Annotated in this window: 16 protein-coding genes; 12 read left to right on the top strand and 4 right to left on the bottom strand. The window is 44.3% G+C overall.

The window, feature by feature from the left end; all coding sequences use genetic code 11:
• From ACTF5U_RS04595 to ACTF5U_RS04565, 7 genes are all read left to right on the top strand, one after another.
• Positions 1–1,196: NAD(P)/FAD-dependent oxidoreductase (locus ACTF5U_RS04595; protein WP_438970465.1), on the top strand; the 1,196-nt coding region annotated here is incomplete at its 5' end.
• A complete protein-coding gene (locus tag ACTF5U_RS04590; protein WP_438970464.1) occupies positions 1,189–1,980 on the top strand; it encodes a DUF1365 domain-containing protein in 792 nt (263 codons plus the stop codon). The genes ACTF5U_RS04595 and ACTF5U_RS04590, both read left to right, overlap by 8 nt.
• Positions 1,977–3,242: a class I SAM-dependent methyltransferase gene (locus ACTF5U_RS04585; RefSeq protein WP_438970463.1), complete on the top strand. Its 1,266-nt coding sequence runs from the start codon at positions 1,977–1,979 to the stop codon at positions 3,240–3,242. The genes ACTF5U_RS04590 and ACTF5U_RS04585 overlap by 4 nt, the downstream gene beginning before the upstream one ends.
• The gene (locus ACTF5U_RS04580) at positions 3,235–3,768 is read left to right on the top strand and encodes a DUF2878 domain-containing protein (protein ID WP_438970462.1); all 534 of its coding nucleotides are present in this window, start codon (positions 3,235–3,237) and stop codon (positions 3,766–3,768) included. Before ACTF5U_RS04585 ends, ACTF5U_RS04580 begins: the two co-directional genes overlap by 8 nt.
• A complete protein-coding gene (locus ACTF5U_RS04575) occupies positions 3,755–4,525 on the top strand; it encodes a DUF1295 domain-containing protein (RefSeq protein WP_438970461.1) in 771 nt (256 codons plus the stop codon). The genes ACTF5U_RS04580 and ACTF5U_RS04575 overlap by 14 nt, the downstream gene beginning before the upstream one ends.
• Entirely contained in the window at positions 4,512–5,549 is a 1,038-nt protein-coding gene (locus tag ACTF5U_RS04570) for an SAM-dependent methyltransferase (RefSeq protein WP_438970460.1), read from the top strand. Before ACTF5U_RS04575 ends, ACTF5U_RS04570 begins: the two co-directional genes overlap by 14 nt.
• Positions 5,549–6,850 carry a sensor histidine kinase gene (locus ACTF5U_RS04565; RefSeq protein WP_438970459.1) on the top strand — a complete coding sequence of 434 codons (1,302 nt, stop codon included), beginning with the start codon at positions 5,549–5,551 and terminating at the stop codon, positions 6,848–6,850. Before ACTF5U_RS04570 ends, ACTF5U_RS04565 begins: the two co-directional genes overlap by 1 nt.
• Before the next feature lie 2 nt (positions 6,851–6,852).
• Here ACTF5U_RS04565 and ACTF5U_RS04560 read toward each other — a convergent pair whose 3' ends face one another.
• Entirely contained in the window at positions 6,853–7,551 is a 699-nt protein-coding gene (locus ACTF5U_RS04560; RefSeq protein ID WP_438970458.1) for a response regulator transcription factor, read from the bottom strand.
• Positions 7,552–7,707: 156 nt separating this feature from the next.
• Here ACTF5U_RS04560 and ACTF5U_RS04555 point away from each other — a divergent pair, with 156 nt between their 5' ends.
• From ACTF5U_RS04555 to ACTF5U_RS04535, 5 genes are all read left to right on the top strand, one after another.
• On the top strand, positions 7,708–7,920 hold the full coding sequence (locus ACTF5U_RS04555) for a (2Fe-2S)-binding protein (RefSeq protein WP_438970457.1): 213 nt from the start codon (positions 7,708–7,710) through the stop codon (positions 7,918–7,920).
• A gap of 323 nt (positions 7,921–8,243) precedes the next feature.
• The gene (bfr, locus tag ACTF5U_RS04550; protein WP_438970456.1) at positions 8,244–8,723 is read left to right on the top strand and encodes a bacterioferritin; all 480 of its coding nucleotides are present in this window, start codon (positions 8,244–8,246) and stop codon (positions 8,721–8,723) included.
• A 174-nt stretch (positions 8,724–8,897) separates the two neighbouring features.
• Entirely contained in the window at positions 8,898–10,091 is a 1,194-nt protein-coding gene (gene cfa, locus ACTF5U_RS04545) for a cyclopropane fatty acyl phospholipid synthase (protein WP_438970455.1), read from the top strand.
• 44 nt (positions 10,092–10,135) lie between these two features.
• Complete coding sequence (locus tag ACTF5U_RS04540) at positions 10,136–11,512, top strand: NfeD family protein (protein WP_438970454.1); 1,377 nt, start codon at positions 10,136–10,138, stop codon at positions 11,510–11,512.
• Positions 11,509–12,270 (top strand): slipin family protein, encoded by a 762-nt coding sequence (locus ACTF5U_RS04535; protein ID WP_438970453.1) that lies wholly within the window; start codon positions 11,509–11,511, stop codon positions 12,268–12,270. Before ACTF5U_RS04540 ends, ACTF5U_RS04535 begins: the two co-directional genes overlap by 4 nt.
• Here the strand turns inward: ACTF5U_RS04535 and ACTF5U_RS04530 are convergent, their stop codons facing one another.
• From ACTF5U_RS04530 to ACTF5U_RS04520, 3 genes are all read right to left on the bottom strand, one after another.
• Positions 12,271–13,635: a class II fumarate hydratase gene (locus ACTF5U_RS04530; protein WP_438970452.1), complete on the bottom strand. Its 1,365-nt coding sequence runs from the start codon at positions 13,633–13,635 to the stop codon at positions 12,271–12,273.
• A complete protein-coding gene (locus ACTF5U_RS04525) occupies positions 13,628–13,858 on the bottom strand; it encodes a DUF2789 domain-containing protein (protein WP_438970451.1) in 231 nt (76 codons plus the stop codon). The genes ACTF5U_RS04530 and ACTF5U_RS04525 overlap by 8 nt, the downstream gene beginning before the upstream one ends.
• A 325-nt stretch (positions 13,859–14,183) precedes the next feature.
• Positions 14,184–14,477, bottom strand: coding sequence for an antibiotic biosynthesis monooxygenase family protein (locus ACTF5U_RS04520; protein ID WP_438970450.1), 294 nt, complete (start codon positions 14,475–14,477; stop codon positions 14,184–14,186).
• Positions 14,478–14,750 lie beyond the last annotated feature (273 nt).

Below are 14,750 nucleotides of genomic sequence, written 5' to 3'. Positions count from 1 at the left end.
TGGCCAAAGACTACGATGTCACCGTATTTGAAGCGAATGATTATATTGGCGGCCATACTGATACGCATGATGTTGAGGTATTGGGCAAAACCTATCGTATCGATACGGGGTTTATTGTATTCAACGAACTTAACTATCCGAACTTCAGCCATCTATTGCATGAGCTTAACGTCGATTCAATCGATACAGAAATGAGTTTTAGTGTGCATAACAGCTATTCCGGTCTGGAATACAACGCTACTAATCTCAACAAATTATTTTGTCAGCGAAAAAACCTTTTCAATCCACGTTTCTACCGAATGCTGAAAGATTTATCACGATTTTATCGTGAGGCACCGGCTTTACTGGATGAGCCAGATAATACTGAAAGCCTGCATGATTACTTATCGCGAAATGATTACAGTGATAGTTTTATTAACGATCACTTAGTGCCGATGGCTTGCGCCTTATGGTCAGGTTCGAGCCTCAGCCTGATGACGATGCCTGCCCGTTTTCTGATCGCGTTTATGGCCAATCATAAAATGCTCTCGGTTAGTGGTCGACCCCAGTGGCGTGTTGTAAAAGGCGGTTCCAATCGTTATGTTGAAGCGCTGTTGACGCAATTTCCGGGGACAATCAAAACGGCGAGTCCGGTTCAGGCAGTAAACCGGCTCTACAATGGTGTTTCATTGCGGGTTAACGGCGAACAGCATACGTTTGATTCTGTTGTATTTGCCTGTCACTCGGACCAAGCGCTGAAGATGTTGTCTGAACCTAGCCAGGCCGAGCAGGAAGTCCTGGGAGGAATTGCATATCAATCTAATCATATGCAGCTTCACGCGGATGAGACAATCTTGCCCAATAACCCTAACGCTTGGGCGAGTTGGAATGCGCATGTCAGCGAAGCCCTCAAAGAGCGTTGCACTGTGTCATATCATATGAATACGTTGCAGCAGATAAATGCGCCCATTGAGTTTATTGTTTCCTTGAATTCAGCAGGACAGGTGGATCCAAACAAGGTGTTTCTGGAGAGGCATTACAGTCATCCCGTCTATAACGAACAGACTTTGCAATCACAAAAACGCTGGTCCGATATATCTGGTCACCAGCATTCCTATTTTTGTGGTGCCTACTGGGGATGGGGGTTCCATGAAGATGGCGTCAAGAGTGCATTGAATGTGGTTGAGCAGATCAAAGCGGGGACAGCCCATGCTTGAGTCAGCACTTTATAAAGGCCACGTTCACCATAAACGGATAAGACCGCATCGTCATCAGTTCAGCTATACCTTATCGATGGTAATGCTAGATATCGATCGCTTGACCGATACCTTTAAACAATCGCGCTGGTGGTCCCTGGAGCGTCTTAACCTGATCAGCTTCTATCGTAAAGATTATCTTGGCCGTCATACGGGCGATTTAAAAACAGCTGTGCAGGAGCAGATCTTCAAAAAAACTGAGCAGCGTTTTGCAGGCAACGTTTTTTTGCTCACTCAGCCTCGCTATCTTGGCTTTGTATTTAACCCCGTCAGTTTTTATTTTTGTTTTGATGAAAAACAGCAACTCGCTTATGTGTTAGCAGACATCAACAACACACCCTGGAATGAGCGTCATTGTTATGTGTTTCCGGCACAAACCGGAGAAGAGAAAGTCAGGGTGCAATTTAGCAAGGCTTTCCATATTTCACCGTTTATGCCGATGGATATTGACTACGAATGGCAGTTTGAGTTGACCGATGAGCAGTTTAACGTTCAGATGAAATCGCTACGAGAGGGTAACGAACAGTTTCAAGCTGAGATGCAACTTCGCCCAGAACCTCTTACTGAACAAAAAATGAGACAGTTGCCACGCGAGTATCCTTTGCAAACAGTCAGAATTGTGTGGCGCATTTATTGGCAGGCTTTGAAACTCTGGCTTAAAAAAACACCTTTTCACTCCCATCCTGCTCTCGATAGCGATCAAGACACCAACACGGCTAAAACCCAGAATGAGGAACGACCATGAATTCCAATACAGCGGCTATTTCGACTGATAGTGTGAAGCCAAGTAGGTTTAGTCGGCTTTGTAAGACTTTGTTGATAAAGCAGCTTTCCGAGATTGAGCAGGGACAACTTTCAATCTACATGGCAGATGAGGAAATACATCTCGGGAAATCTAATGCGGATTTACACGCATGCATACGGGTGATTAATCCTCACTTTTTTGAAGCAGCAGTGTTAGGTGGGTCTGTAGGTGCTGCTGAATCCTACATCTCGGGAGAGTGGGAGACGGATGACCTGACTGCCTTAATCCGCCTTCTGGTAAGAAACCGTCACCTGGTCGATGGGATGGAAAGGGGGCTGGCAAGGTTCACAGGCTGGTTTATGCAGAGCATGCATTGGCTACGTAGAAATACACGTCAGGGTAGTCGAGACAACATCGCTGCGCACTATGACTTAGGTAATGAGTTGTTTGAGCTTTTTCTGGATCAGGATCACATGATGTACTCATCGGCCTTGTTTTACGATGAAACTGAAACACTGGAACAAGCACAGTTTAATAAACTCAGCCGTTTGTGTGACAAGCTGGATCTTCAGCCAGACGATCATCTTCTTGAGATTGGTACGGGGTGGGGTGGCTGTGCTGTATTTGCTGCTCTACGTTATGGTTGTCGTGTAACAACAACGACTATTTCCCGTGAACAATACGACCATGCAGTCAAGCGAGTCGCTGAACTTGATTTGCAGGATAAAGTGACAGTCCTTTTAGAAGATTACCGTGATTTGAAAGGACAGTATGACAAGCTCATCTCAATTGAAATGGTGGAAGCGGTAGGACATCATTTTATTGAGGAATTCTTTCAACGCTGCAGTGATTTACTGACTCCGGAAGGTTTGGCCATAATTCAGGCTATTACACTGGAAGATCACCGCTATCAGCAGGCGGTCAAAGAGGTTGATTTCATCAAGCACTATATTTTCCCTGGTAGCTTTATTCCCTGCGTCGGTGTGCTAGTTGATGCGGCTGGAAATGCTGAACTCAAGCTGACAAATCTTGAAGATATCGGACCCAGCTACGCTAAAACATTACGTGAGTGGCGTCACCGCTTTCATCAACATATCGAAAAAGTCCGGGAACTTGGATATGACGAACAGTTTATTCGCATGTGGGATTTTTACTTATGTTACTGCGAAGGTGGCTTCATTGAGAGAAGCATCAGTGATGTGCACTTGCTATTCAGCAAGATAGATAACCGCCGGGTTCAGTGGGTACCTCAAGGTGGGTAATATCCTCAACTTTATTGCTTTCCAGTTGGTCTGGTTTGTCGTTGTTGTTACGGCGGCGAAAGAGACGAGTATATATGCGATAGCAGCCATTACCGTGTTTACCGCGATGCAACTGCTTTACAGTCATTGCCGTCTTGCCGATAGCAAACTACTTGTAACCGGTGTGATTATTGGCACGCTATTGGATACGGTGTGGCTGAATTTGGGGTGGATAGTTTACGCTGCTGATACGGGAACCGGTTTTGCACCCTTATGGGTTGCGGCACTCTGGGCTAATTTCACCCTGACTCTTAATCACTCACTTAACTGGTTGAAAAATCGTCTCTCTGTATTGATTCCATGCAGTTTTCTGGCTGCACCACTGTCTTACTATGCAGGCAGTAAGTTGGGGGCTGTGTCATTGCCTGAGACTGTGACAGCCTATACCGCTCTTGCAGTCAGTTGGTCAATATTAATTCCTGTATTCATGTCATTGGCTAAATACTGGCAACACAAAGACAAGGAGGCCGAACATGCTCTGGTTTAGTTTATTGTTAGCCGTGATTGTGATGTTCTGTGGCTGGCTCTTCGAAGTAAAGTCCGAAAATGCTGGTATCGTCGACGTCCTTTGGGCCGGTCTGATGGCTGCTTTACCTCTGTTATATGCAATCCAGTTGGATGGAAGTGTGTTTATACGCATTATCGCGGCGGGCATAATGAGTGCGTGGTATCTGCGACTTTTCTTACACCTTCAGAAACGTGTTTTTTCTGAACCGGAAGATGGTCGTTATCACTACTTAAGACAGTACTGGGGAAGCAAAGCACATCGAAACCACTTTTTCTTTTTTCAATTCCAGGCTGTTTTGGCATGGACATTCACGTTACCCGTATGGTGGCTCTGTCAAGCACAGCAGGTGCACACATTAGCCGTGTTGGCTGCCTTGGTTATTGTGCTGATAGCGGGTTCAGGAGTGTATGTTGCTGACAAACAACTCAGTCGGTTCCGTCGTAACCCTGATAACAAAGGCAAAGTCTGTGAGCGCGGATTATGGTTTTACTCCCGGCACCCGAATTACTTTTTTGAGTGGCTACACTGGTTCAGTTATCCAGTATTGGCCTTAGGCACAGCTGGTGGATATTGGCTCTGGATTGCGCCTCTAGTCATGCTGGCATTTTTATATTTTGTGACGGGAATTCCTTATACAGAACAGCAGGCGATCCGTAGTCGTGGTGATGCCTACCGACGCTATCAACAAACAACCAGTGCTTTTATTCCGTGGAGAAAGAAACATGCAGCTAATTGAATTTGCGGAGAATAAAATTGTGCCCGATCCGCTTATCAGAATTGGGATCAGACAGTTACTAAAAAAACGCCTGCGTGATGAACTGGCGTTTGATCCGGAGCGTGCCAGTCTGAGAAAAAATGATTGTATTGATATGCTCAGGAAAAGCCCTATTGCCATTGAGACGACGGCAGCCAATGAACAACACTACGAGGTGCCTGCTGCTTTTTATGAAAAAGTCTTGGGTAAACACCTGAAATACAGTGGCTGTCTTTGGGAAAATGATTGCCTGACTCTGGACGATGCTGAGCGGGCAATGCTGGATTTATATCTTAAACGCGCTGATTTGGAAAATGGACAGGAAATTCTGGAGTTGGGCTGCGGCTGGGGTTCATTGACACTGCATATGGCCGAGAAGCTGCCCTATGCAAAGATTACAGCGGTATCGAATTCGAATTCCCAGCGCTTACACATCGAGAAGAATCTTAAAGCTCGTGGCCTGAGTAATGTCAGAATTATCACCTGTGATGTAAACGAGCTTGAGCTAGAGGATCAGTTTGATCGTGTCGTTTCGGTTGAGATGTTCGAACACATGCGTAACTACCAGCGGTTATTCGATAAAATCGGCCAATGGTTACGTAAGGATGGTAAATTATTTGTGCACATTTTTTGTCACAGAAGTGTGGTTTATCCTTTTGAAACAGAAGGGGATGATAACTGGATGGGCCGCTACTTCTTTACTGGTGGCTTAATGCCGTCAGCTGATACCCTGTTACATTTTCAACAGAATCTGCAGATTGAACGACAGTGGCTAGTCAATGGAAAACATTATCAGCAAACTGCTGAAGCCTGGCTTGATAATACGGATCAGCATCAGACAGAGATTCTACGTATTTTCGCAGACGTTTATGGTGCTGATCAGGCAAAAGTCTGGTTACAACGCTGGCGTCTTTTTTTTATGGCATGTGCTGAGCTTTTTGGGTATGAAGATGGAACCGAGTGGCTGGTGGGGCATTACCTCTTCACTAAAAAAATGGCAGATTAATGCTTAAACCCAAAACCAACCTCCGTGCTAAGCTGATAAAGGTTTTCCTGATTCAGATAGCCTTGATCAGTATCGTCACAATTGCCGGTATTTACGCCGCAAAGACGACGGTAGAAGATATTCTTGTTCGTGAAGCATTGGAGGGAGAAGCCAGACATTTCTGGTCTGTACGTGAACAGCATCCCGATTTCCCTTTACCCAACACCCTCAATCTAAAAGCTTATCTTGCCACTGATAATCAAACACACCATTTACCGGAAAGCCTACAGTTGCTGGAGCCTGGACTTCAACGGGCCACATTAAATGGTGAAAATCCGATTGTCTATGTTGAGGACAACGGGAGTGACCGGCTTTATTTGATTTTTGATGAAGTAAAAGTCTCAAGACTGGCATTAGTGTTTGGCATCTTGCCGCTGGCTGCGGTGCTAGTGGTGTTATATCTGTTGGCTTGGTTCGCCTACCGTCAGTCGCATAAGGCGGTATCCCCGATTGTTAAACTGGCTAAAGCGGTGGAAGATGCTGAAGTCAGAGAGGGTAATCTACCGGATTTGGATCTCACAGAGTTACGTGAAATTCCCGATGAAGAGGTAACGAGCCTAGTAAAAGCGCTCGATTTATTTACGCAAAGACTGGAATTATTTGTTGAACGTGAGCGGCTTTTTACTCGGGATGCAAGTCATGAATTACGCACGCCCATAGCTGTATTACGAAGCGCGATGGAGCTTCTTGAAAGACGATACGATGTTGGGGAAGATAAAACGATTAGCCGGATTTATCGGACTCTCTATGATATGGAAGCATTAATAGAAACGTTGCTGATTCTCGCTCGTGAACAGGAGCAGGCATTGCCAACCAGTCAGGTTCTTGTTAATGAATTAGTTACAAATGAAATCGACACACTCCAATTACTCTTTAAAGACAAATCGTTGTTGGTGCAGGCAGAAGAAACGGCTGAACTTAAATTGAATGCACCTGAAAGAGTCGTGCATATTTTAGTCGGTAACCTAATCCGTAACGCATTTAATTACACGCCGAAAGGTACAATTACCGTGAAAATCTGGGAGCAGGGGTTCTCAGTAAAAGACAGCGGTGTGGGCATGGATGAAGAGCAGGTGAAACAAGTCTTTAAGCCCTTTTATCGGGGTGAAAAGCAAGATAAGTCAAGCGGTTATGGGTTGGGGATGACAATCGTTAAACGTTTGTGTAACCGTTATAACTGGCACTTGAGTATTGCCAGTGAGTTGGGCACGGGTACCGAAGTGAGTGTGCATTTCCCCAAATCTCAAATTAGTAAAAACTGATATCAGAGATCTTTTTCTTCACACAGTTTGTAACCGATGCCCGGAATCGTATGCAGCAAGTGTTTTTGATAAGGTTTATCAATCAGTTTACGCAGGTTGTATAGATGACTACGAAGCGTGTCGCTGTCCGGCGTGTCTTCCCCCCATATTTCAGCTTCGATTTTTTCACGTGTCACAAGATTTGGTGATTCACGCATTAGAATACGAAGGATCTGCATCATAATCGGAGACAGCTTGATTGCTTCGCCTGAACGTGTAACACGCATCGTTTTTGGATCAAAAACCATATCGGCGATTTGCAGCGATTTTGTGTCCATGTCACCACGATGCCGACGGATATGTGAGATAAGTCTGGCTTCCAATTCTTTCATTTCAAAAGGTTTGAGCAGATAATCATCAGCGCCCTGATCAAATCCTGTCAGTTTGTCATCAAGAGTATCCCGGGCTGTCAGCATGATGATAGGCATGTCTTGTTGAAGTTCATTCCGAATACGTTGACATACTTCATAACCATCAATGCCCGGCATCATGATGTCTAACACAATCGCATCAAAGTTATGCTGGTGGCAGAGTTGCAAAGCCGTGAGTCCATCGGCTGCGAAGTCGACAGTCATGCCTCCAGCTTCAAGAAAGTCACCGATGTTTGCTGCTAAATCCTGATGATCTTCTACAATCAGGACTGTTGCTGGATTGATTTTCATTGACTACCTACTATTAATTTAATTTGCTCAACAATGAGCATAACCTATCCATTTGTGACGTCGTTGTGAATGCATAATTTTTTATTAATTAAGAGTTGACTAAATAAATAACAATCATTATCATTTACATCAAGTTTAAGATAACTGGATGAAACCATGATTGTATGTGTTTGCAACAACGTTAATACAGAAACGATCCACGCATCAATCGATAGCGGTGCACGAAGTGTTGAAGCCGTACGCGAAGACACCGGAGCGGCCGACTGTTGCGGTAAGTGTCAGTTTAAAGTTAACCGTTTGCTGCATGAACGTGAGCAGTCTGAAAGGGTGGCTCTCTCTCCCTGTATGTCCGAAGCGGTTTATTCTTAAGCTGTATAATCTGCGCAACGGATTCAAAAACCAAATCAACTTTGAAGTCTGAGTCAGTCCTGACTTTCAAGAAATTCTCAACGATTTTTCACCGGGCAGTTCAGCTCAACTTTTATCTCCTTAGCTAAGTTTCTCATTTTAAAAACAAATCCATCACTTGACGATTAATACGATTTCGGCAATAAGTACTTGTTTTACCTTCCCCATATCAATCTAGATGATAATTGTTGCGATTTTATTTTTATATCAATCGCTTAGCTTTGACTTTCTGAGTAAAAAAACGATAATCATTCATGATATTTTTGATTGATAAGAGGTGAGCCATGAAAGGCGACAAAAAAGTAATTGAATTACTGAACAAGGTGCTGGGTAATGAGCTGATAGCCATTAACCAATACTTTTTGCATGCAAAAATGTATCAGGATTGGGGACTAACGAATCTATACGAACACGAATATCATGAATCCATTGATGAAATGAAGCATGCAGATAAACTGACAGAACGCATACTGTTCCTAGAAGGTTTGCCTAATCTTCAGGACTTGGGTGCATTGCGAATTGGTGAAAATGTCAGAGAGATGCTGGAATCTGATTTGGCACTGGAGATGGATGCGATTCCTGATCTGAAAGAAGGTATCAATTATGCGGAGTCAATAAGCGACTTTGGATCTAGGGATTTATTTCAAGACATTCTCAATTCAGAAGAAGAGCATGTTGACTGGCTGGAAACACAGCTAGGTTTAATTGAGCGAATGGGCTTGCAAAACTATCATCAGGCTCAGATCGTTAAAGAAGCCGAGTAATAAACAAGCCCCGAAAACATTTTGTATAGGGGCTTTTTTTTACTGACAAATCAATTAAATAAAGCCCTAATATCGAAGCTTTCGATTGTAATCAGAGCGGTATCAAGGTAGCTTCATATTCTGGCATGTCAATCTAATTTATTCACGCTGTTCTCTAAGACAAGGGAAAAAAGCATGGCTAGATTTAGTCAATACCAACAAAAGATGGATGATACCTATGGTGGCTCTGGAAGCGCTTCTCCCTCGGCGTTAGAGCCTCCCGGCGTGCTTGCTAAATTAGCTCAACAGGCAGGCGTAAAATTCAATGGCGAGGCGCCATGGGATATTCAGGTTCACTCAACCGAGTTTTATCAATACATTCTCAGCAAAGGTTCTCTAGGTTTCGGTGAAAGCTATATGGATGGCTTGTGGGATTGTTTGCGATTGGATCTCTTGTTTGACCGCCTTTTGAGCGTTGATATTGAGGAGAGACTGGTTGGCTGGGGGAGATTTCATCTTTTGATGCAAATCTTACGTCAACGTTTATTTAATCTGCAATCTAGCAAACGCGCTTTTCAGGTTGGAGAGCAGCATTACGATATTGGTAATGATGTGTTCGAAGCCATGCTCGATCCAACAATGAGCTATTCCTGTGGCTATTGGCACCATGCCGACAATCTGGATCAGGCTCAAATCAATAAGCTGGATATGATTTGTCGGAAACTTGAACTCAAACCCGGGGAGCGACTTCTCGAAATCGGCTGTGGCTGGGGTGGCCTGGCGCATTATGCGGCTAAAAATTATGGGGTTGACGTAGTAGGCATCACCATATCCAAAGAACAGCAAAAACTGGCTCAGGAGCGATGTGCAGGACTATCGGTTGATATTCAGTTGATTGACTACCGTGAATTAGAGGGGCAGTTTGATAAGGTTGTTTCTGTCGGTATGTTTGAGCACGTGGGAGAAAAAAACTACCCCGTTTATTTTGATACGGTTAATCGTTTACTGAAAGACTCTGGTTTATTTCTGCTTCATACCATCGGTATTTATAAAACCATCCATCGTGTTGATCCCTGGATAGATAAGTATATTTTCCGCAATGGCAAGATTCCCTCGGCAGAGCAAATAAGTTCGGCATTGAATCAACGACTCATCATCGAAGACTGGCACAATTTTGGTGATGATTACTACCTGACATTAATGGCTTGGTGGGAAAATTTTGATGCAGCCTGGCCCGATATTTCGCATCATTATGATGAACGATTTTATCGGATGTGGAAGTACTATTTGCATTGTTGTGCGGGTTTTTTTAAAGCGCGTCAGGGTCAACTTTGGCAAATTGTTTTGAGCAAACGTAGTCGCCCCGATGTTTATCGCTCAGTTCGCTGAGAAATAACAAAGGGTTTCTACCGGTACTGAAAAGGAGCCGGGAAATGAAGCATACGCTTATATTGCTCTTCAGCCTGATATGGGCTTGCACTATCCCTGTGCATCTAGCTTATGCAGATTCAGATCAGGCCTATATTATCGATATTGAAGGCATTATTAGTCCCGCTAAAGCTGATTATTTTTCACGATCTTTGGATGAAGCCATTGAGGCTAATGCCAATTTATTTCTACTCAGGCTTGATACACCGGGCGGGCTGGATAGCTCAATGCGAGACATGATTAAACAAATTATCTCCTCACCTATCCCCGTCGTTACCTATGTCACGCCAAGTGGCGCTAGAGCAGCCAGTGCCGGAACCTATATTCTGTATGCGAGTCATGTTGCCGCGATGTCGCCCGCCACCAATCTGGGTGCTGCTACGCCGGTGCAGTTAAAGCCTGGATTCTCACCCTTTGATAATAAATCACCCACAGACAAAGGTGCAGAACAACAATCAGAGTCCTCACCTGCTGAATCTGACGATGCGATGCGGCGAAAAGTGGTGAATGATGCGGTGGCCTACATCAAAGGTTTGGCAGAGTTACGCAACCGAAATCAGGCGTGGGCAGAGAAAGCCGTCAGGCAAGCCGCCAGCCTCACGGCGAAAGAAGCGTTTGAGCAAAAAGTGATAGATATTGTTGCGACAAACCAGCGTAATTTATTACAGCAGTTGGATGGCCTCACTGTCTCGGTTTTAGGGGATGAGCGTGTTTTGAATACAAAAGCCTTGACCTTGAATGAGATTCTTCCTGATTGGCGAAACAAAGTCCTGGACGTTATCACCAACCCGAATATTGCCTATATTCTAATGATGATCGGCATTTATGGGTTAATTTTTGAGTTTGCTAATCCCGGCTCTATAGTACCTGGCACGGTAGGGTCCATCTGTCTGCTACTGGCTCTATTTTCATTCCAGATTCTACCTATTAATTACGCCGGATTAGCTTTATTGCTACTGGGGATAGGATTGATGGTAGCGGAAGCTTTTCAGCCGAGTTTTGGTGTGCTTGGTTTAGGCGGTGTAGCCGCTTTTGTTACCGGATCTGTGATGTTAATTGATATCAATGTACCGGGATATGGGATAAATCTTGGAGTAATTGCTGGCTTTACCGTATCAACTGTTGCTTTCTTTTTAATGGCCTTGGGCATGGTTTTACGAAACAGAAAAAATCAGGTGGTCTCGGGGCAGGAGCAAATGATAGGGGCGATATGCATAGCCAGCGAAGATTTTAGTGAACAGGGGAAAGTACACGTTCATGGTGAGCAGTGGACTGCGCGTAGTCAGCAATCCCTGAAAAAAGGTCAGCGCGCTCAAGTGCTTGGAATAGATGGTCTGATATTGAACATCAGACCGGTTGCGCAAGAGGAGCATAAATCATGACATTACAATTTTTTGCTGTGGTATTGATTGCTTTACTGGTATTGGTTTTCAGTGCAGTCAGAATTTTACGTGAATATGAGCGAGGGGTTGTTTTCCTGCTGGGCCGATTTTATAAAATTAAAGGGCCAGGCTTTATTCTCATCATTCCGTTTATTCAGCAGATGGTTCGTGTGGATTTAAGAACCATCGTGATGGATGTACCTACACAGGATGTCATTTCTCAGGACAATGTGTCCGTGCATGTGAATGCTGTGGTTTACTTTCGGGTTATTGATCCAGAAAAAGCGATTATTCAAGTTGAACAATATTACGATGCAACCAGCCAGCTGGCTCAGACAACGTTACGTTCAGTGTTGGGGCAACACGAATTGGATGAAATGCTGTCTGAGCGGGATAAGCTGAATGATGATATTCAATCAATTCTTGATTCACAAACCGATGCGTGGGGAATCAAGGTTGCTAATGTAGAAATCAAACACATTGATCTGGATGAGAGCATGATTCGGGCGATTGCCAAGCAGGCTGAAGCCGAACGTAATCGTCGGGCCAAGGTGATTCATGCTGAGGGTGAATTACAGGCCTCTGAAAAATTATTGGCAGCGGCCGAGATATTATCAAAACAATCTCAGGCATTGCAGCTTCGTTATCTTCAGACCTTAACTGAAATAGCAGGGGATAAATCCTCTACGATCGTCTTTCCCTTGCCGATTGAAATTCTGGAGGCGCTTAAGAATGTGAACGTGGCCGATAAAAAATAATCAGGCAATGGGTTTAGGCGATAACATGAGTTCAGGACGGATCAGTTGATCAAATTCCTGCTCTGTCATAAGACCTGAATGAAGGATTTCTTCACGTAATGTAGCGTCATTTTCAGAGGCTGCTTTGACGATCGTGCTTGCTTTGTCATAGCCGATATGTGGCGTTAATACGGTCACCAACATCAGGCTTTTATCCATCATCGCGTCAAGTTGTTTTACATTGGCCTGAATACCCTGCACACAGAATTTTTCAAAGCTGACAACTGCATCCGATAATAAGCGAAGAGACTGCAATATGTTTAATGCGATGACTGGTTTAAAGGTGTTGAGTTGTAGCTGACCCTGCGCCCCTGCCACTGTTATGGTTGTGTGATTTCCCATCACCTGAGCGCAGACCATATTAAGCATTTCACATTGCGATGGATTTATTTTTCCCGGCATGATGGATGAGCCGGGCTCATTCGCTGGCAGACTGATTTCATTTAAACCACAGCGAGGTCCCGACGAGAGTAGACGCAAATCACTGGCAACTTTGTTCAGACTCACCGCAAGGGTATTCAGGCATCCTGATAACTGGACTATGGCATCATGTGCCGCCTGTCCGGCAAAACAATTATCAGTGGGGGAGAAAGACATACTCGTGATCTCGTTGAGTTTGTCGCAAAAGGCAGCGCTAAAACCCGACACTGAATTGACTCCGGTGCCGACTGCGGTGCCTCCCATTGTAAGTTCTGACAATACAGGCAATTGTCGTTTCAATTGCGTGATGGCTTGTTTTATTTGGAAGGCATAAGCGGAGAACTCCTGACCGAGTGTGATAGGCGTAGCATCCTGTAGGTGAGTTCTGCCACTTTTTATCAGTGACTGCCACTGTTTCGCTTTCAAAGAGAAGCTTTGCTCCAGCTTTTCAAGAGCGGGCAATAATTCTCTGTAAAGGAGAAGACTACAGGCAATATGCAAAGCCGTTGGAAAACTGTCATTAGTTGATTGACTGCGATTACAGTGATCATTGGGATGAACAGCTTGATAAGCATCGAGTCTGGTGTTGGCAACAGCGGCAAGCACTTCATTTAGATTCATATTGGTCTGTGTGCCGGAACCGGATTGCCACACAGATAAGGGAAAATGATGATCCAACTGGCCGTTAATCACTGTCTGCGCAGCCATCATGATCGCCTCAGCAATATCGGACGGTATTAAGCTTTGTTCTTTATTAACTGCAGCAGCACAATACTTCACCATGCCATAGGCATGAATGAATTCAGGTGGCAGGGATTCTCTACCAATATTGAAGTGGGCTAGTGCAGAAGAGGTCTGTTCACCCCACAAACATTGATTTTGTTTATCGTCAGGTGGGTTACTCATGCAACATGGCGTTCAGTTGGTCCACTACCGCAGCCCAGTCTGAATCCTCACTCAGACAGTCCTGAATAAATGCTGATTGGGCTGGCGTCCAGAAGTCAGCATCTTCTAATGACTGATCGTGACTAAGTTTGTGCTGCAGAATGAAGTTATCAATAGCCTTAGAACTATTATCCAAGCCTAATTGCAGAAAAAGATTTTCCAGTGAGTGAAAGTTCGATTCCATCGCAGACTCCCATGCATAGGTGTTAACGCTTCATTGATTGAGCTTACTCGGTTTTATTGTCTGTTAAAAGCAGATATCGTTTTTACCCAAGACTGGAAATGTACTTAATAAGTGCTTTTCTAACCCGATAAAATGAAGTTTCAGTATTGTCGTGGTTGGAGCTATAGGTAAGGCATATAAGACTGAATCAAACTGTTGCATAAGAGTTTTGAAGTTGGACTTCCTCGTCTAGAGGCAACCAAAGCAATTAAGTTTTAATAGCATGCAAGTCAATCATAATCTGAGATATTCAAACTCCAGATCATGATAGATAGGCTGAAGACGATCAGCGAGGCATCACCACCCACTCCGGATCCTCGAATTCCCCGAGTGGTGTGATGTCGCAAAATGGTGCAGCACTGCGAATGATGCGAGCAACGTCGGAATTATGCTGAGCTTCCATAGCATCCCGATCTGCCTTACTATCCCAATGTGCAATGGCAATCAACACATTCGGGTCGTCCATCTTCCGGTGCAACTCAGTCCCTCTCGCTCCGGGGGCTTGCTGGATAATCTCGCTGGCGCGAACCCAGGCATCCGCGTATTCCTCCGCTTTATGTCCTTTCTGGATGTGAACCATAAAGATGTATTTCATTGCTTTTCCCCCATAGAAGAATCTGTGACAGGAAATTTTGTTAGTTGTTGCTAAAAGCACAATCGTGGCAGAGAACAAGCGCCTGTCGTGGTATTTTTGGACTGAAATGTTGCTTTAATGACCCCATGATAGCGGCAATTACTTCTAATGGCATTCCGGAAATTTTCAAGTCACTCCCCATTTAATGCTTGTATGAATAAAATGAACTCATACTTCGAGAACAAGATTGCTCTTATTGATTATGAAATCTGTGAAAAA

It is taken from the genome of Methylophaga sp. (genome assembly GCF_965655755.1).
Classification (GTDB): Bacteria; Pseudomonadota; Gammaproteobacteria; order Nitrosococcales; family Methylophagaceae; genus Methylophaga.
This window is presented reverse-complemented; position numbering and strand designations above follow the sequence as displayed.

Bases quoted from the DNA above. Each gene is read 5' to 3' on its own strand.
- ACTF5U_RS04590 (WP_438970464.1), top strand. From the start codon at position 1,189: ATGCTTGAGTCAGCACTTTATAAAGGCCACGTTCACCATAAACGGATA.
- ACTF5U_RS04585 (WP_438970463.1), top strand. From the start codon at position 1,977: ATGAATTCCAATACAGCGGCTATTTCGACTGATAGTGTGAAGCCAAGT.
- ACTF5U_RS04575 (WP_438970461.1), top strand. From the start codon at position 3,755: ATGCTCTGGTTTAGTTTATTGTTAGCCGTGATTGTGATGTTCTGTGGC.
- ACTF5U_RS04570 (WP_438970460.1), top strand. From the start codon at position 4,512: ATGCAGCTAATTGAATTTGCGGAGAATAAAATTGTGCCCGATCCGCTT.
- ACTF5U_RS04565 (WP_438970459.1), top strand. From the start codon at position 5,549: ATGCTTAAACCCAAAACCAACCTCCGTGCTAAGCTGATAAAGGTTTTC.
- ACTF5U_RS04560 (WP_438970458.1), bottom strand. From the start codon at position 7,551: ATGAAAATCAATCCAGCAACAGTCCTGATTGTAGAAGATCATCAGGAT.
- ACTF5U_RS04555 (WP_438970457.1), top strand. From the start codon at position 7,708: ATGATTGTATGTGTTTGCAACAACGTTAATACAGAAACGATCCACGCA.
- bfr (WP_438970456.1), top strand. From the start codon at position 8,244: ATGAAAGGCGACAAAAAAGTAATTGAATTACTGAACAAGGTGCTGGGT.
- cfa (WP_438970455.1), top strand. From the start codon at position 8,898: ATGGCTAGATTTAGTCAATACCAACAAAAGATGGATGATACCTATGGT.
- ACTF5U_RS04540 (WP_438970454.1), top strand. From the start codon at position 10,136: ATGAAGCATACGCTTATATTGCTCTTCAGCCTGATATGGGCTTGCACT.
- ACTF5U_RS04535 (WP_438970453.1), top strand. From the start codon at position 11,509: ATGACATTACAATTTTTTGCTGTGGTATTGATTGCTTTACTGGTATTG.
- ACTF5U_RS04530 (WP_438970452.1), bottom strand. From the start codon at position 13,635: ATGAGTAACCCACCTGACGATAAACAAAATCAATGTTTGTGGGGTGAA.
- ACTF5U_RS04525 (WP_438970451.1), bottom strand. From the start codon at position 13,858: ATGGAATCGAACTTTCACTCACTGGAAAATCTTTTTCTGCAATTAGGC.
- ACTF5U_RS04520 (WP_438970450.1), bottom strand. From the start codon at position 14,477: ATGGTTCACATCCAGAAAGGACATAAAGCGGAGGAATACGCGGATGCC.